At 35.4% G+C, this 14858-nt stretch carries 15 protein-coding genes; 6 read left to right on the top strand and 9 right to left on the bottom strand.

Annotation, left to right across the window (positions count from 1 at the left end):
* Window positions 1–28: 28 nt before the first annotated feature.
* Complete coding sequence (prfA, locus tag C8C84_RS10340; protein ID WP_121313567.1) at window positions 29–1102, top strand: peptide chain release factor 1; 1074 nt, start codon at window positions 29–31, stop codon at window positions 1100–1102.
* 52 nt (window positions 1103–1154) lie between these two features.
* Here the strand turns inward: prfA and C8C84_RS10345 are convergent, their stop codons facing one another.
* The 6 genes from C8C84_RS10345 to C8C84_RS10370 form a co-directional block, all read right to left on the bottom strand.
* Window positions 1155–1748 carry a hypothetical protein gene (locus C8C84_RS10345; protein WP_233549776.1) on the bottom strand — a complete coding sequence of 198 codons (594 nt, stop codon included), beginning with the start codon at window positions 1746–1748 and terminating at the stop codon, window positions 1155–1157.
* 39 nt (window positions 1749–1787) lie between these two features.
* The gene (locus tag C8C84_RS10350; RefSeq protein ID WP_121313568.1) at window positions 1788–1940 is read right to left on the bottom strand and encodes a lmo0937 family membrane protein; all 153 of its coding nucleotides are present in this window, start codon (window positions 1938–1940) and stop codon (window positions 1788–1790) included.
* Window positions 1941–1973: 33 nt separating this feature from the next.
* Entirely contained in the window at window positions 1974–2363 is a 390-nt protein-coding gene (locus C8C84_RS10355) for a hypothetical protein (RefSeq protein WP_121313569.1), read from the bottom strand.
* A gap of 183 nt (window positions 2364–2546) precedes the next feature.
* Window positions 2547–4337, bottom strand: a complete 1791-nt coding sequence (locus C8C84_RS10360; protein ID WP_121313570.1) for a CHASE3 domain-containing protein — start codon at window positions 4335–4337, stop codon at window positions 2547–2549.
* Window positions 4338–4351: 14 nt separating this feature from the next.
* Complete coding sequence (locus tag C8C84_RS10365; RefSeq protein WP_121313571.1) at window positions 4352–4798, bottom strand: response regulator; 447 nt, start codon at window positions 4796–4798, stop codon at window positions 4352–4354.
* 3 nt (window positions 4799–4801) lie between these two features.
* Window positions 4802–5359, bottom strand: coding sequence for an AraC family transcriptional regulator (locus C8C84_RS10370; protein ID WP_121313572.1), 558 nt, complete (start codon window positions 5357–5359; stop codon window positions 4802–4804).
* A 255-nt stretch (window positions 5360–5614) separates the two neighbouring features.
* Between C8C84_RS10370 and pyrF the strand changes: the two genes are divergently transcribed.
* Both pyrF and C8C84_RS10380 read left to right on the top strand, forming a co-directional pair.
* Complete coding sequence (gene pyrF / locus C8C84_RS10375; RefSeq protein ID WP_121313573.1) at window positions 5615–6430, top strand: orotidine-5'-phosphate decarboxylase; 816 nt, start codon at window positions 5615–5617, stop codon at window positions 6428–6430.
* 6 nt (window positions 6431–6436) lie between these two features.
* Window positions 6437–7246, top strand: a complete 810-nt coding sequence (locus C8C84_RS10380) for an ABC transporter substrate-binding protein (RefSeq protein ID WP_121313574.1) — start codon at window positions 6437–6439, stop codon at window positions 7244–7246.
* Window positions 7247–7414: 168 nt separating this feature from the next.
* On the opposite strand, the gene C8C84_RS10385 is transcribed toward C8C84_RS10380, so the two are convergent.
* Window positions 7415–8125 carry a DUF4197 domain-containing protein gene (locus C8C84_RS10385; RefSeq protein WP_121315039.1) on the bottom strand — a complete coding sequence of 237 codons (711 nt, stop codon included), beginning with the start codon at window positions 8123–8125 and terminating at the stop codon, window positions 7415–7417.
* A 229-nt stretch (window positions 8126–8354) separates the two neighbouring features.
* Between C8C84_RS10385 and C8C84_RS10390 the strand changes: the two genes are divergently transcribed.
* Complete coding sequence (locus C8C84_RS10390) at window positions 8355–11780, top strand: methylmalonyl-CoA mutase family protein (RefSeq protein ID WP_121313575.1); 3426 nt, start codon at window positions 8355–8357, stop codon at window positions 11778–11780.
* A 46-nt stretch (window positions 11781–11826) separates the two neighbouring features.
* Here the strand turns inward: C8C84_RS10390 and C8C84_RS17130 are convergent, their stop codons facing one another.
* On the bottom strand, window positions 11827–11973 hold the full coding sequence (locus C8C84_RS17130; RefSeq protein WP_199717148.1) for a hypothetical protein: 147 nt from the start codon (window positions 11971–11973) through the stop codon (window positions 11827–11829).
* Window positions 11974–12134: 161 nt separating this feature from the next.
* Between C8C84_RS17130 and C8C84_RS10395 the strand changes: the two genes are divergently transcribed.
* Window positions 12135–12632, top strand: a complete 498-nt coding sequence (locus C8C84_RS10395; RefSeq protein ID WP_121313576.1) for a hypothetical protein — start codon at window positions 12135–12137, stop codon at window positions 12630–12632.
* Between the two features lie 307 nt (window positions 12633–12939).
* On the top strand, window positions 12940–13515 hold the full coding sequence (locus C8C84_RS10400; protein ID WP_121313577.1) for a sigma-70 family RNA polymerase sigma factor: 576 nt from the start codon (window positions 12940–12942) through the stop codon (window positions 13513–13515).
* Between the two features lie 53 nt (window positions 13516–13568).
* On the opposite strand, the gene C8C84_RS10405 is transcribed toward C8C84_RS10400, so the two are convergent.
* Entirely contained in the window at window positions 13569–14828 is a 1260-nt protein-coding gene (locus C8C84_RS10405) for a pyridoxal phosphate-dependent aminotransferase family protein (RefSeq protein WP_121313578.1), read from the bottom strand.
* Window positions 14829–14858: the final 30 nt, after the last annotated feature.

Consider the following 14858-nt stretch of genomic DNA (forward strand, 5'->3'; position numbering starts at 1 on the left):
TTGCACTCCAAAACAGAAAGACAAACACATGTTAGAGAGATTACAATATGTAAAACAACGTTTCGACGAAGTATCAGATTTGATTATTCAGCCTGATATTATCGCTGATCAAAAGCGTTATGTACAGTTAAATCAGGAATACAAAGGGTTAAAAGCGTTAATGGAAAAACGTGATGAATACGTTACGCTTGACGCCAATATAAAAGAAGCCAACGAAATTCTTGCTGATGGTTCAGATGCTGAAATGGTTGAAATGGCCAAGATGCAATTGGACGAAGCCAAAGATCGTTTACCTGAATTGGAAGAAGAAATCAAATTTATGTTGATTCCTAAAGATGCCGAAGATGCTAAAAACGTCATGGTGGAAATCCGTGCCGGAACCGGTGGTGATGAAGCCTCTATTTTTGCAGGAGATTTATACAGAATGTATACCAAATATTGCGAGTCTCGCGGTTGGAGAACTTCAGTAGTTGATATGAATGAAGGAACTTCTGGTGGTTTCAAAGAGGTGATTTTTGAAGTAACCGGAGAAGATGTTTATGGAACCTTGAAATTTGAAGCCGGTGTTCACCGTGTACAACGTGTGCCACAAACCGAAACACAAGGAAGAGTTCACACTTCTGCAGCGACGGTTATGGTTTTACCGGAGGCCGAAGAATTTGACGTGCAAATTGACATGAATGATGTTCGTGTAGATTTCTTCTGTTCGTCAGGACCAGGTGGACAATCAGTAAATACTACAAAATCGGCGGTTCGTTTAACGCACATTCCTTCCGGATTGGTAGCACAATGTCAGGATCAAAAATCACAGCATAAGAATAAAGACAAAGCCTTGGAGGTATTACGCTCTCGTTTATACGAACAAGAATTAGCTAAAAAGCAAGCCGAAGATGCTACCAAACGTACTTCTCAAGTAAGTTCGGGTGACCGTTCTGCTAAAATTCGTACCTATAACTATGCACAAGGTCGAGTAACCGATCACCGAATTGGGTTAGACGTTTTTGATATGGATGGTGTGATGAATGGGAAAATTCAAAAATTTGTTGACGAACTTCAATTGGTTAACAATATGGAGAAATTAAAAGAAAGTGAAGTTTTCTAAAAATAAAAAAGGGCTAACATTTGATTGTTAGCCCTTTTTCGTGCTTATCAAATTATAGCCTAAATCCGTAGGCAATTCTCAAAGCAACCAGTCCCAAACCTTTGTCTACAGTATTGTTGTTGTCGAGTATTGGAAAATCACTGTAATGATCGTAGCGCAAGCTAATATCAATCATTTCCGTAGCGTAACCAATTCCCGGACTTAATAAAAAGGAAGTTTCATCATAATCATTGGTCACTGCAAAGGCAGCTCCAATTTCTCCTAGTAAGTATAATTTGTCTTTTAAAACAAAGGCTTTAAATCCACCTTTTACCGGAATATAGCCTAAATCATTGTCTTTTCCACTAATAAAAAAGTTACTGAAACCGGTAGTCAAGGTCAATGAATATTTAGTCGATAAATCATATTGAAGTCTAACATCAGCTCCTAAATTAAAATCATACGGATCTTGGAGCGGAAGTCCGCCACTGAGACCAAATCCCAAGCGGAAACCTTGGTCATAATTTTTGGTTGGCGCTTCTTGAGCAAATGTTGTAACGGTAGTCAATAAGCACAGTGCCACAACAAAATTCACGGAATTTCTAAAAATTGTTTTACTCACAATTTTAAAATTCTTTTTTTGGCATTCGTTAATCTTCGATTTCATGGTATTGAATTTAAATGATTGGTTTGCCTCGTTTTCTATCTATACTTCTTCTCCTTTAATGATTCTTAGCAAAATGGCTATTACTGCAACTAATAACAGTATATGAATGATGGAGCCAATATTAAAAACCAGGAATCCAAAAAACCAAAGTATGACAAGTACTACGGCTATAGTGTATAATAAATTTTGCATGATATTGTTTAGTTTTGATTTTAATATTTTATTCTAAAAAAAAGCTATTGTATTGTCTGATAGTTTGGGCTGCGCCGGTCTTTGTATTCTTCCTTTCGGATTGTAAGGATACATTTTTCTGTGCGTTTTTATCAACTGTTCGGGATTGTCACCCTCAAAATCAGTGAGTATAACTCTTTCTTTTTTGTAAAGTGAATAGCCACCATAATTTGGAGGAAGTTGCGTGTTGGTTACCCATTCATTATTTTCCTGGTAATGGAATACCTCATTTTTCATATCGTAATAAGCTTCCATATTGGGAAAATAAAAGTAACGCAGTTCGCAATTGGTTTGTGGGTCAATAGTCAGTTTTTTTTCTTCATTGACTTGGGCATTCGCTTGTAAAAGTGATAATGCGGTGAATAGTAGGATATAATTTTTCATGAGGCAACAATTTTATCGGTTTAACAATAAATTGGTATATTTTTTACACCACAAAGTTGCAATCGTTTGAATTATTTTGCGTTACAAGAATTCTCCAAATTGTTATAGAATTTCCATTACGGTCACAAAAAAATCCTACGCAGACTACATAGGATTTTAATATTTTAGAATGATTAAATTGTTTTAACAATCGTCGGAAAGGTAAATGGTAAACTTTGATCCTTCTTTTGGCTTGCCTTCTGCAAAAATATAGCCTTTGTGATTTTCGACAATCTTTTTACAAATAGCTAGTCCGATTCCGGTTCCTGCGTATTCATTTTTATTGTGCAGACGGTTGAACAGAATGAATATTTTTTCGGCATATTCTTGTTCGAAACCGATTCCATTATCTTCAAAAGTAATTTTATAGAATTTGTCTTTGGTCTTTTTCGGAATCAAGTCTTCTTCCAGCGCTACTACTTTTTTAGAAGAAATTTTAATTTTTGGAGTTACATTTTCTTTACTGTATTTCAAAGAATTCCCAATTAAATTAATAAATAATTGTTGAATTTGGAAAGGAATCACAGTCATTTTAGGTAGCTTTTCGCTCTCAATCTCCGCGTTTTTTTCTTCTATTGATTGTGCCAAATCGAATTTGGCATTTTCTAATAAGTCACCGAGATTTACTTTTTCAAAAACCTTTTCTGTTTTATTCGCTCTCGAATATTGAAGCAAATCGTCTATCAATATTCTCATTCGGTCAACCGAAGAATGGATTCGGGTAATGTATTCTTTTCCATTATCAGAAAGGTGGTCATATTCTTTATCGGAAAGTCTTGAAATAAAAGTTTGAATTTTTCGCAAAGGTTCCTGCAAATCATGACTGGCAACATAGTTAAACGCTAATAGTTCTTTGTTACTGGCTTCGAGTTCTATGTTTTGTTGTTCCAACGATAAAGAAGCTAAAACTTCCTCAGTTACATCACTAGTAGTTCCGATTAAGATTTTTTGACCGGATTTATTGGTTACAATTCTACCGGTAGTCCTAAAGTAAAGTAACTTTTTGTCTTTAGCGATGATTCTATAGGTGAAAGGCGGTAAATTATCTTTTTCCAGTCTATCGGATGTGATACCTTCAAAATAGGACTTGTCTTCTGAATGAACATATTTCAAAAAATCTTCCTGCCCATTTTTAAACGATTGCGGTTCACATCCCAAGAGGCGATAAATATTATCTGAAAAAGTATATTCGTGGCTGTCAATATTGAGTTGCCAACTACCAAAACTACCCACAATTTCAGCTAAGTTACTCGACTCATTTAAGACAGTTAAACGGTTGTTTGATAATTGTAATTTTTCTAAATCTCGAGTAATTCTGATATAAGAGATGGAGATTAAAACTAAGGTTATCAGTAAAGTGACGTAAATAAAAATAGGCGTAACCTTGATAGTGTCTTTATAACTTAACTCTCTTAATTTTAAGTTTTTTTTCTCCAATAGAATCATAGAGTTTACTTGACTGCGAACACTATCCATGGTATGTTTCCCAATAATGAGTTGTTCTTTTAATTTTTTGTCATCCAGCTTTCTATTTAAAGAAAGATGCAACGTTTTAGAAAGATAGTTTTGTCTTTTACTGATGTATAATTGTAGTTTTCTCAAGTTGTTTTCCTGAGCCGGATCATTTTTAGTATAGCTTTTTACAATTTTAAAAGAACGATCAATTTTTTCTTTCGAACTCAGATAAGGTTCTAAAAAAGTAGAATCTTTAGTAATTAAAAAACCACGTTGGCCGGTTTCGGAATCCTTTAAATAGGAGAACAAACGTTCCAACTCCAGATTTACATCATAGGAATGGTTAACCCATTTAGAGGAATTATTTAATAGATTGATGTGTTTAAAAGTAACTGCGGAAATAAAAAAGATAGCAAAAATAGAAACCACAAAAATGCTTTTGAGAAAAATAGGAGATTTATAAAATGCATTTAGTTTCATGGTGTTGGTTCTTTTTACATGCGTAATAAAAAATTATCTTTATTCAATCCCGATGTATGGTATTGCCAATTAATCGTTACAACATCAGACAGTACTTTTTTCAGCGTAGCAAAATCACTTGGCTTTTTGATATAAATATTTGCACCTCTGACAAAGGTTTCTTCTATGTGTTCTTCAGAGGAAGAAGTAGAAAAAATAGCAATGGCAATATCATTGAACTTTTCGTCCATTTTTATTTCATCAAGACATTCGATACCGTTTTTTCTCGGCATGTTTAAATCCAGAAATAGGACATTGGGCAAAATAGCATCGGGTTTGTTAAGATAATTCATCAATTCAACACCATCATTAAAGGTGTTGACTTTGGTATTGATTTTTAATTCATCAAACGCATCGGTAAAAAAGAGCCTGTCATCTTCATCGTCATCCGCCAAAATGATGTGTATATATTCCTTATCCATAAATTATTTTTTGTTAGCAATCTCTCTTCTCTTGGTTATAATTCTTTGAAAAGCCGATGGTGTAATACCAGTGACGTTTTTAAATTGAGTACTCAAATGGGCAACACTCGAATAATTTAATTTAAAAGCAATTTCTGTTAAACTTAAATGGGCACTCACAATGAGCTGCTTGGCATATTCAATTTTTTGCATAATGATGTAATTCTCTATTGAAGTATAGGTTACATCTGAAAACAAATTGGATAGATAGCCATAGCTGTGACTCAATTTTTCGGCAAGATAAACAGAGCTTTTGACATTTACTAATTCCGGACTATGAATCATCTCAATGATGGTATCTTTCATTTTTTGAACCAAAATTGTTTTTTGATTTTCAATAATATCAATACCGTATTCTTTGAGTTCTTCTGTGAACTCGGTAAACTTTTGAGTATCGGTTTTTTCCAAGATTTCAACTTCACCAAAGCCAAGTACTCGGTGTTTTATGCCAAACTTAAGAAGTTTATCGTCTAAAACTCTTCGACAAACAGCATTAAAGTCAAATTTGATAAAGATTTTCATATAAAGATTTGGATTATTTTTAGCCTGTAAAAGTAACAAAATATTTCCATCAAAAAAGCCGTAAATAAATACGGCTTTTTTTTCTCTCTAACCCCAACTTTTATTATTTGCGATAATAATTAAGGCATTACTTATTATCAGCATTACAAATTTATTTCAGAGTCACGGTAAGCTCGTTATATAATTTTCAAGGAAGTTTATAAAATTATCACATTGTGCAATCCAATTTGTAACTTTGCACAACAACTACAAAAAATGACAACACAGCAACTCGTTCAACAAATCCGCCAAAAAAAATCTTTCCTTTGCATAGGTTTGGATGTCGATTTAACAAAGATTCCGCAACATTTATTGGCACTCGAAGATCCAATATTTGAATTCAACAAAGCCATAATTGACGCGACTCATGATTTATGCGTTTCTTATAAACCTAATACCGCTTTTTACGAAGCATATGGTTTAAAAGGATGGACATCATTGCAAAAGACCATTAATTATCTTAACGAAAACCATCCTGAAATTTTTACGATAGCCGATGCCAAACGAGGCGATATCGGTAATACATCAACCATGTATGCCAAAGCTTTTCTGGAAGATTTAAATTTTGATTCAGTTACCGTTGCGCCATACATGGGGAAAGATTCGGTTGAACCGTTTCTTGCTTTTGAAAACAAACATGCTATCCTATTGACGTTAACGTCTAATGAAGGTGCTTTTGATTTCCAAACGAAAAGCATAGAAGGTTCTGCATTATACAAAACGGTAATCAAGACTTCTAAAACATGGAAGAACAGTCATAACTTGATGTATGTAGTAGGTGCTACCAAAGCAGAATATTTTGCCGAAATTCGTAAAATTGTACCCAATAGCTTTTTTCTCGTTCCCGGAGTTGGTGCCCAAGGCGGGAGTCTTTCGGAAGTTTGTCAATATGGAATGAATGATGATATTGGTCTATTAATTAATTCGTCTCGTGGTATTATTTATGCTTCAAGTGGAAAGGATTTTGCTCAAAAGGCTAGGGAAGAAGCACTGAAATTGCAACAAGAAATGGAAGCCATCATGAAATTATAATCCAGCTTGAAAACTTTCACAGACCAATTCGGAACAACGCACACTTTTGCATCAACACCAAAGCGAATAGTTTCTTTAGTACCATCTCAAACAGAATTGTTATATGATTTGGGTTTGGAAGAAAGTATTGTAGGTGTTACTAAATTTTGCGTGCATCCTTTTCATTTTAAATCAACAAAAAAAATCATTGGCGGTACCAAGAAAGTACATTTCGAAAAAATTCGTTTGTTGCAACCTGATATTATCATTGCCAATAAAGAGGAGAATACTCAAGAGATAGTTGAAGCATTATCAAAAATTTGTCCGGTTTGGGTTACTGATATCATTACGCTGGATGATAATTTGAAAATGATGGAAGATTTTGGTTTGCTTTTCAACAAAAGAATTGAAGCGCAGAAATGGATAGACAAAATCAATTTTGCTTACGCCGATTTTCAACATTTCATCCAAGACAAAGAAGTCAATAAAGTGGCTTATTTTATTTGGGCAAATCCTTATATGGTAGCAGCTGGAAATACTTTTATCAATGAGTTATTAAAGTTGAATAAATTTGAAAACATTTATGACAATAATCCAAAATACGAAGGAAGATATCCTGAAGTGATTGTGCAGAAAATGCGAATTCAAGGCGATCCTGATTTGGTGTTGCTTTCTTCAGAACCTTTCCCGTTTACTGATGAGCACGCCTTTGAATTAGGTCGTTTTACACATCATGCGAAAACTGTTTTTGTAGATGGAGAAATGTTTTCTTGGTATGGCAGCCGATTGGTAAAAGCCTTTGCTTATTTCAAAAAACTTCACGAAAAAATAGCGTAAAAAAAATGCCGATGCTTTCCCAAGCACCGGCGATTTTTTAACTAACCTAACCAAATATAATAAAAAACCAATTTATTATACAGCAAAGATAAGGTGTGTTTTAAAATTCTTATGTTAACGTTATGTTATACTTATGTTATTGATTTCTAAAATTTTAGAAACCCCTTATTACTTCTTATCTTGCAAAGCAAAAACTTTTTGCAATAAGGTTGAAGTTCTCGAATTCAAATTGGTTCTGATGTTTTTTTCTTCTACAGCAATCATTTTATAAACACCTTCCAAAGCTTTATTTGTAGTGTAATCTGTTAAGTCTGGATTTACTTTTTTTACCAATGGAATCGAATTGTATTTGGAAATAATATTATTCCAAACTTTATCGGCACCCACTTTGGCAAAGGAGTTTTTAATCACCGGATTAAATTTGGCATACAATGGCGTAGTGGTTGTAGTTTGTAGATAAGTCGTTGCCGAACTTTCATTACCCATCAAAATGTTTTTAGCGTCGGTAAAACTCATTTGCTTTACAGCATCTACAAAGATTGGAGTCGACTCTTTCACCGCATCTTCAGCAGCGCGATTCAGCATTTTTATTCCGTCATCGGCTAATGAACTTAAACCAATTTTTCTCAAAGCTTTATCCACTTTTTGTAATTCTTCCGGCATTAGGATTTTTACAGCTTCATTTTTATAAAAACCATCCATTGCGGTTAATTTGGATACTTGTTTAGATATTCCATTGTTGAGCGCTTCTTTTAGTCCGCCGGCAATGTCAAGCTGACCGGTTTGATTTAGTTCAGGAAATTGATTGGCTACTTGTTGTAGTTCTGCGCAGCTTAGCAAGCTATACGAGATTAAAAGAGCAAGGATTGTTTTAGTCATGTTGATTAAATTGTTTTTTTGGAATTGTTTCACCAGTTCGCTGGCACTGGTGTTGTGAATCTTAGTTTTCATAGAAAAGAATGGTAAAGATTTGAATGCCAAAGTTAAAAATAGATTAATAGGCAACTGTTAATATTTGTCTAAACTTGACAAAAATTATGCCATCAATTTACTGTGTAATTTTTATTAATTGCGTAAATTGCGGCACTTAAATTATCATATTCTCAAAATGGAACCACAAATCCCGTATATTCCTAAAAATAAAGTCAGAATTGTAACTGCAGCTTCTCTTTTTGATGGTCACGATGCCGCAATAAACATCATGCGACGCATCATTCAAGCGACCGGAGTGGAAGTAATTCACCTTGGTCACGACCGTAGTGTAGAAGAAGTTGTGAACACAGCCATTCAAGAAGATGCCAATGCTATTGCGATGACGTCTTATCAAGGCGGACACAATGAGTACTTTAAATACATGCACGATTTATTAAAGGAAAAAGGCGCAGGCCATATCAAAATATTTGGCGGCGGCGGTGGCGTAATTTTGCCTTCCGAGATTTCGGAATTGCATGAATATGGCATTACCCGAATTTATTCTCCGGATGATGGACGTTCTATGGGTTTGCAAGGCATGATTAACGATTTAGTAAAACAATCTGATTATCCTGTTGGCGATGAATTGAATGGTGAAATCAATCATTTGGAAGAAAAAAATCCAACGGCGATTGCTCGAGTGATTTCTTCGGCTGAGAATTTCCCGGATGTGGCCAAAGATACTTTGGACGCTATCCACAAGAAAAACGAAACAACTCACATTCCTGTTTTAGGAATTACCGGAACCGGTGGCGCCGGAAAATCGTCTTTAGTAGATGAATTAGTGCGCAGATTCCTAATTGATTTTCCTGAAAAAACTATCGGATTGATTTCAGTCGATCCCTCGAAACGCAAAACCGGCGGTGCTTTATTAGGAGATAGAATTCGAATGAATGCGATTAACAATCCTCGAGTTTATATGCGTTCGTTGGCTACACGTCAGTCGAATTTGGCTTTGTCTAAATATGTAAACGAAGCGATTCAGGTGTTGAAAGCCGCAAAATATGACATTATCATTTTGGAAACTTCCGGAATTGGTCAAAGTGATACGGAGATTTTAGAGCATTCTGATGTGTCGCTATATGTAATGACGCCTGAGTTTGGTGCCGCAACGCAATTAGAGAAAATCGATATGCTTGATTTTGCCGATTTGGTTGCCATTAATAAGTTTGACAAACGAGGCGCTTTGGATGCGATTCGTGATGTGAAGAAGCAATACCAACGCAATCACAATCTTTGGGATACCAATCCTGATGAAATGCCGGTTATTGGAACCATTGCTTCCCAATTCAATGATCCCGGAATGAATACGCTCTACAAAAAAATCATGGATAAGATTGTTGAAAAAACCGGAGCCGATTTAAAATCGACTTTCGAAATCACTCGTGAAATGAGTGAGAAGATATTCGTAATTCCGCCACACAGAACGCGTTATTTATCGGAGATTGCCGAGAACAATCGAAAGTATGATGAGACGGTTTTAACGCAAGTTGAAGTTGCTCAAAAGTTGTATGGTATTTTCAAAACGATTGAGTCGGTTGCAAAAAAACAAGCCGAAATTGACAAATCCGGAATTGAATTTAACAGTTTGAATTTCAATGAAGATAACAAAGACTTCTTAAACCTATTGGTTAAAGAATTTGACCGAGTAAAAATGAACCTTGATCCATTCAATTGGGAAATTATCTTGACTTGGAATGACAAGGTCAACAAGTATAAAAATCCGGTGTACAGCTTTAAAGTGCGTGACAAGGAAATCAAAATTGAAACGCACACTGAAAGTTTGTCTCACTCTCAAATTCCAAAAGTAGCGCTGCCTAAATACCAAGCTTGGGGCGATATTTTAAAATGGAATTTACAAGAGAATGTTCCCGGAGAATTCCCATTTGCCTCAGGTTTGTATCCGTTCAAAAGAGAAGGTGAAGATCCAACGCGTATGTTTGCCGGAGAAGGTGGGCCGGAAAGAACCAATCGTCGTTTTCACTATGTTTCTTTAGGCATGCCTGCGAAGCGATTGTCAACGGCTTTCGACAGTGTAACTTTGTATGGAAACGATCCTGATTTGCGTCCGGATATTTATGGAAAAATCGGGAATGCCGGTGTTTCTATTTGTTGTTTAGATGACGCTAAGAAATTGTATTCCGGTTTCGATTTGAGTCACGCGATGACTTCAGTTTCGATGACGATTAACGGTCCGGCGCCGATGTTGCTTGGGTTCTTTATGAATGCGGCTATCGACCAAAACTGTGAAAAATACATCATTGACAACAATCTTCAAGTCGAAATTGAAGAGAAAATCAATGAAATCTATAAAACCAAAAAAGTAGCGCGTCCAAAATACAACGGTGATTTGCCAAAAGGAAATAACGGTTTAGGTTTAATGCTTTTAGGCGTTACCGGAGATCAAGTTTTACCCAAAGAAATTTACGACGATATCAAAATTAAAACGCTTACGCAAGTACGCGGGACGGTTCAAGCGGATATTTTAAAAGAAGACCAAGCGCAAAATACTTGCATTTTCTCGACCGAATTTGCCTTGCGATTGATGGGCGATGTTCAAGAATATTTTATCCAAAAGAATGTGCGTAACTTCTATTCGGTTTCGATTTCAGGTTATCACATTGCCGAAGCAGGAGCGAACCCAATTACCCAATTGGCGTTTACGTTGGCGAATGGTTTCACTTACGTGGAATATTACTTAAGCCGTGGGATGAACATTAATGATTTCGGGCCAAACTTATCGTTCTTCTTCTCCAACGGAATAGATCCTGAATATGCGGTAATCGGTAGAGTAGCGCGTAAAATTTGGGCGAAAGCCATGAAACAAAAATACGGTGCCAACGAAAGAGCACAGATGTTGAAATACCATATCCAAACTTCGGGACGTTCGTTGCATGCTCAAGAAATTGACTTTAATGATATCCGTACGACTTTACAAGCTTTGTATGCGATTTATGACAATTGTAATTCATTGCACACGAATGCTTACGACGAAGCGATTACTACACCAACAGAAGAATCAGTGCGTCGTGCGATGGCGATTCAGTTAATCATCAATAAAGAATTGGGCTTAGCCAAAAACGAAAATCCAATACAAGGTTCGTTTATCATCGAAGAGCTAACCGATTTGGTAGAAGATGCCGTTTTGCAAGAATTCGACAGAATTACGGAACGCGGTGGTGTTCTTGGTGCTATGGAAACGATGTACCAAAGAAGTAAAATTCAAGAAGAAAGTTTGTACTACGAAACTTTGAAACATACCGGAGAATTCCCAATCATTGGTGTAAATACATTTTTGAGTTCAAAAGGTTCGCCAACAGTTGTGCCATTAGAAGTTATTCGCGCGACAGAAGAAGAAAAGCAATTCCAAATCAAAACTTTAGAAACGTTACACCAAGCCAATACCGGTATTGAAGAAGAACAATTAAACATGTTACAAGAAGCAGCCATTTCCAATAAAAACTTGTTTGAAAGATTGATGGAAGCGACGAAGTATTGTTCATTGGGACAAATTACTTCGGCTTTGTTTGAAGTTGGTGGGCAGTATAGAAGAAATATGTAAATACAGACTTTTTATATATAACAAACCTCACAGCAATGTGAGGTTTTTATTTTTCGTCTTTATTCTCATTAAACTTTTTTACAATCGCTTTTAACAGTTCGGCACGTGTCGCTTTCTTCTCTTTTTCCTTATCTTGCGCTTTGTGAAGTTTGTCGTTGTGCGCTTTGATATTTCTTGGATTGTTTCTTCCCATAGGGCAAAAATACATTTGATATTAAGAGGAAGACTGCGGGTGACAGTCAGGTATTTCCAAAGGTAGTTATATTTTACAATTATAAAAATTTCTTAAAAAGAAAGTTTGGCATCAATATTGAACTGAGCGAAATATCATTAATCATTTAAAACCTATATATTATGAAAAAGTTTACCCTTATTTTAGCTTTTATCGGAATGATAACGCTACAAAGTTGCAACACAAATGACGATATTGACAATGATACTATTGCAGAAGTATTTGAATATAGCAATGTGGATTTTTTACCAAATAACTACACGGTACTGCTCGAATATCCTCATCCTATTTTTACTTCTGACATGGTTTTAGTTTATCGTTTGTCAGATATAACTAATCAAGGAGATGATATATGGAAACCACTACCTGAAACCTTTTATTTTGATGATGGTACTTTAGATTTTAGATATGATTTTAATTTTACCCAATTTGATGCCGAAGTGTATATGGATGGTTTCGATTTGGCTGGATTATCTTCAAGTGTCAGATTAAATCAAGTGCTGAGAGTTGTCGTAATTCCTGCATTTTTGGGTAAAACCAGCAGTGTAGATTTGAATGATTATAATGCAGTAGTGAAAGCATATAACATTGACGAAAGCAAAATTATCAAAGTACAATAAATAATATTTTGCATAAGAATGAATTGAAGCGGACTTTTAGTCCGCTTTTTTTATGATTAATATGTAACTTTGATTGATAAAAAAAGATTTTATTTTGCGTCTTTTTGATGTTTCTCAGGTCTAATGGGTATAACATTAAAATTATATATCATGAAAACGAACGAAACTTGCACATGTCAATGTGCTTCATGCCAAGAATGTAACTGTACGAGTTGTACTTGTGAAAATTGTACTTGTACCAACTGTTCTTGTTAAATAACCAATAACCTTGTTGCTGACTGCAATAAGGTTGTTTTTTTGTTTTATTATGAAGAAAGCTATTCTTTTATCAGATAATGATTCTTTTACTTCTGAATCTTTGTGGGAAGTTTATTCCAAAGATTTGAAACGATATGTCTTTAGCCAAATCAAAGATGAGGATACAACTAATGATGTGTTGCAAGAAGTTTTTATCAAAATTCATTTAAATATTGCTTCTTTACAAAAAAAGGAAAGTGTAAAATCATGGGTTTTTACAATTGCTCACAACACTTTGATGAATTTTTTGAATAAAAAATCCATACCATTTCCTATTGAAGATGTTGCCGATGATTTTTCTGCAGATGAAGAAATACATTCTGCCAAAAGCTGTTTGTTACCACTTATAAAAAATCTACCCGAAAAATACAGTGAACCTTTATTGTTAAGTGAAATCAAAGGAAAAAAACAAGCAGAAGTCGCTAATTTATTAGGTATTACACTTTCCGGTGCCAAATCAAGAATTCAAAGAGGTCGAAAATTACTCCAACAAGGCTTTATGGATTGTTGTCATTACAAACTCAACAACGATGGTTTCTTAGTAGGTGAACATCAAGATAAAGCCGATTGCAAAATGTGTAAATAAAAAAGCCATCCTTTTTTAGGATGGCTTTTCAATTATAAATAGATTTAAATTATTTAAGTTACGTCAACTGTAGTCGCCTCAGCAATCTTTTTATAAGTACCATTGACTAATTTCTCATAAATAGCATCAAATGCCGTAAGCGTTTCTTCGATATCAGCTAAAGTATGAGAAGCCGTTGGAATCATTCTCAACAAGATAATCCCTTTTGGAATAACCGGATAAACTACGATTGACAAAAAGATACCGTAGTTTTCTCTTAAATCATTCACCATAACCATCGCTTCCGGAATAGAACCTTCAAGATATACCGGCGTTACACAAGTATTAGTGTCGCCAATGTTGAATCCGTGCGCTTTTAATCCGTTTTGTAAAGCGTTTACGTTTTCCCAAAGTTTGTCTTTTAATCCCGGATTGTCTCTCAACAATTGCAATCTTTTCAGCGCCCCAACGGTTTGAATCATTGGTAAAGCTTTAGCAAACATTTGCGAACGTAAATTGTATTTTAAATAATCGATAATGTCTTTGTCTGCCGCCAAGAACGCTCCGATACTTGCCATTGATTTGGCAAACGTAGAGAAATAAACATCAATTCCGTCTTGACAGCCTTGTTCTTCACCAGCTCCGGCACCTGTTTTTCCAAGTGTACCGAATCCATGAGCATCATCCACTAACAAACGGAAATTGTATTTCTTCTTCATTTCTACAATTTCCTTCAATTTCCCTTGTTGGCCACGCATTCCGAAAACACCTTCGGTAATGAATAAAATTCCACCACCGGTTTCAGTTGCCATTTTGGTCGCACGTTGAAGATTTTTCTCCATGCTTTCCAAATCGTTGTGTTTGTAAGTGAATCGTTTACCCATGTGCAAACGCACACCGTCAATGATACAAGCGTGAGCATCAACATCGTAAACAATAATATCGTTTTTGGTCACCAAAGCGTCAATACATGACATGATTCCTTGGTAGCCAAAGTTTAATAAATAAGCCGCTTCTTTTTGAACAAAAGCAGCCAATTCGTTTTCTAATTGTTCGTGAGCATCGGTATGACCACTCATCATGCGAGCGCCCATTGGATAAGCCGCGCCGTATTGAGCAGCAGCATCTGTATCGGCTTGACGAACCTCAGGATGATTGGCTAAGCCTAAATAGTCATTCAAACTCCAGTTCAAAATATCTTTTCCGTGGAATTTCATTCTTGGCCCTAATTCGCCTTCCAATTTTGGAAATACATAATAACCTTCGGCTTGAGAAGCCCATTTTCCTAAAGGACCTTTATTGTTTTGTATTCTTTCGAATAAATCTTTTACCATTGTAAAGTGTATTTAAAAACGAGGCAAAAG

Source organism: Flavobacterium sp. 102 (genome assembly GCF_003634615.1).
Taxonomy (GTDB): domain Bacteria; phylum Bacteroidota; class Bacteroidia; order Flavobacteriales; family Flavobacteriaceae; genus Flavobacterium.

Coding starts and splice junctions, on each gene's coding strand:
- prfA (WP_121313567.1), top strand. CDS start 29: ATGTTAGAGAGATTACAATATGTAAAACAACGTTTCGACGAAGTATCA.
- C8C84_RS10345 (WP_233549776.1), bottom strand. CDS start 1,748: ATGAAATCGAAGATTAACGAATGCCAAAAAAAGAATTTTAAAATTGTG.
- C8C84_RS10350 (WP_121313568.1), bottom strand. CDS start 1,940: ATGCAAAATTTATTATACACTATAGCCGTAGTACTTGTCATACTTTGG.
- C8C84_RS10355 (WP_121313569.1), bottom strand. CDS start 2,363: ATGAAAAATTATATCCTACTATTCACCGCATTATCACTTTTACAAGCG.
- C8C84_RS10360 (WP_121313570.1), bottom strand. CDS start 4,337: ATGAAACTAAATGCATTTTATAAATCTCCTATTTTTCTCAAAAGCATT.
- C8C84_RS10365 (WP_121313571.1), bottom strand. CDS start 4,798: ATGGATAAGGAATATATACACATCATTTTGGCGGATGACGATGAAGAT.
- C8C84_RS10370 (WP_121313572.1), bottom strand. CDS start 5,359: ATGAAAATCTTTATCAAATTTGACTTTAATGCTGTTTGTCGAAGAGTT.
- pyrF (WP_121313573.1), top strand. CDS start 5,615: ATGACAACACAGCAACTCGTTCAACAAATCCGCCAAAAAAAATCTTTC.
- C8C84_RS10385 (WP_121315039.1), bottom strand. CDS start 8,125: ATGACTAAAACAATCCTTGCTCTTTTAATCTCGTATAGCTTGCTAAGC.
- C8C84_RS10390 (WP_121313575.1), top strand. CDS start 8,355: ATGGAACCACAAATCCCGTATATTCCTAAAAATAAAGTCAGAATTGTA.
- C8C84_RS17130 (WP_199717148.1), bottom strand. CDS start 11,973: ATGGGAAGAAACAATCCAAGAAATATCAAAGCGCACAACGACAAACTT.
- C8C84_RS10395 (WP_121313576.1), top strand. CDS start 12,135: ATGAAAAAGTTTACCCTTATTTTAGCTTTTATCGGAATGATAACGCTA.
- C8C84_RS10400 (WP_121313577.1), top strand. CDS start 12,940: ATGAAGAAAGCTATTCTTTTATCAGATAATGATTCTTTTACTTCTGAA.
- C8C84_RS10405 (WP_121313578.1), bottom strand. CDS start 14,828: ATGGTAAAAGATTTATTCGAAAGAATACAAAACAATAAAGGTCCTTTA.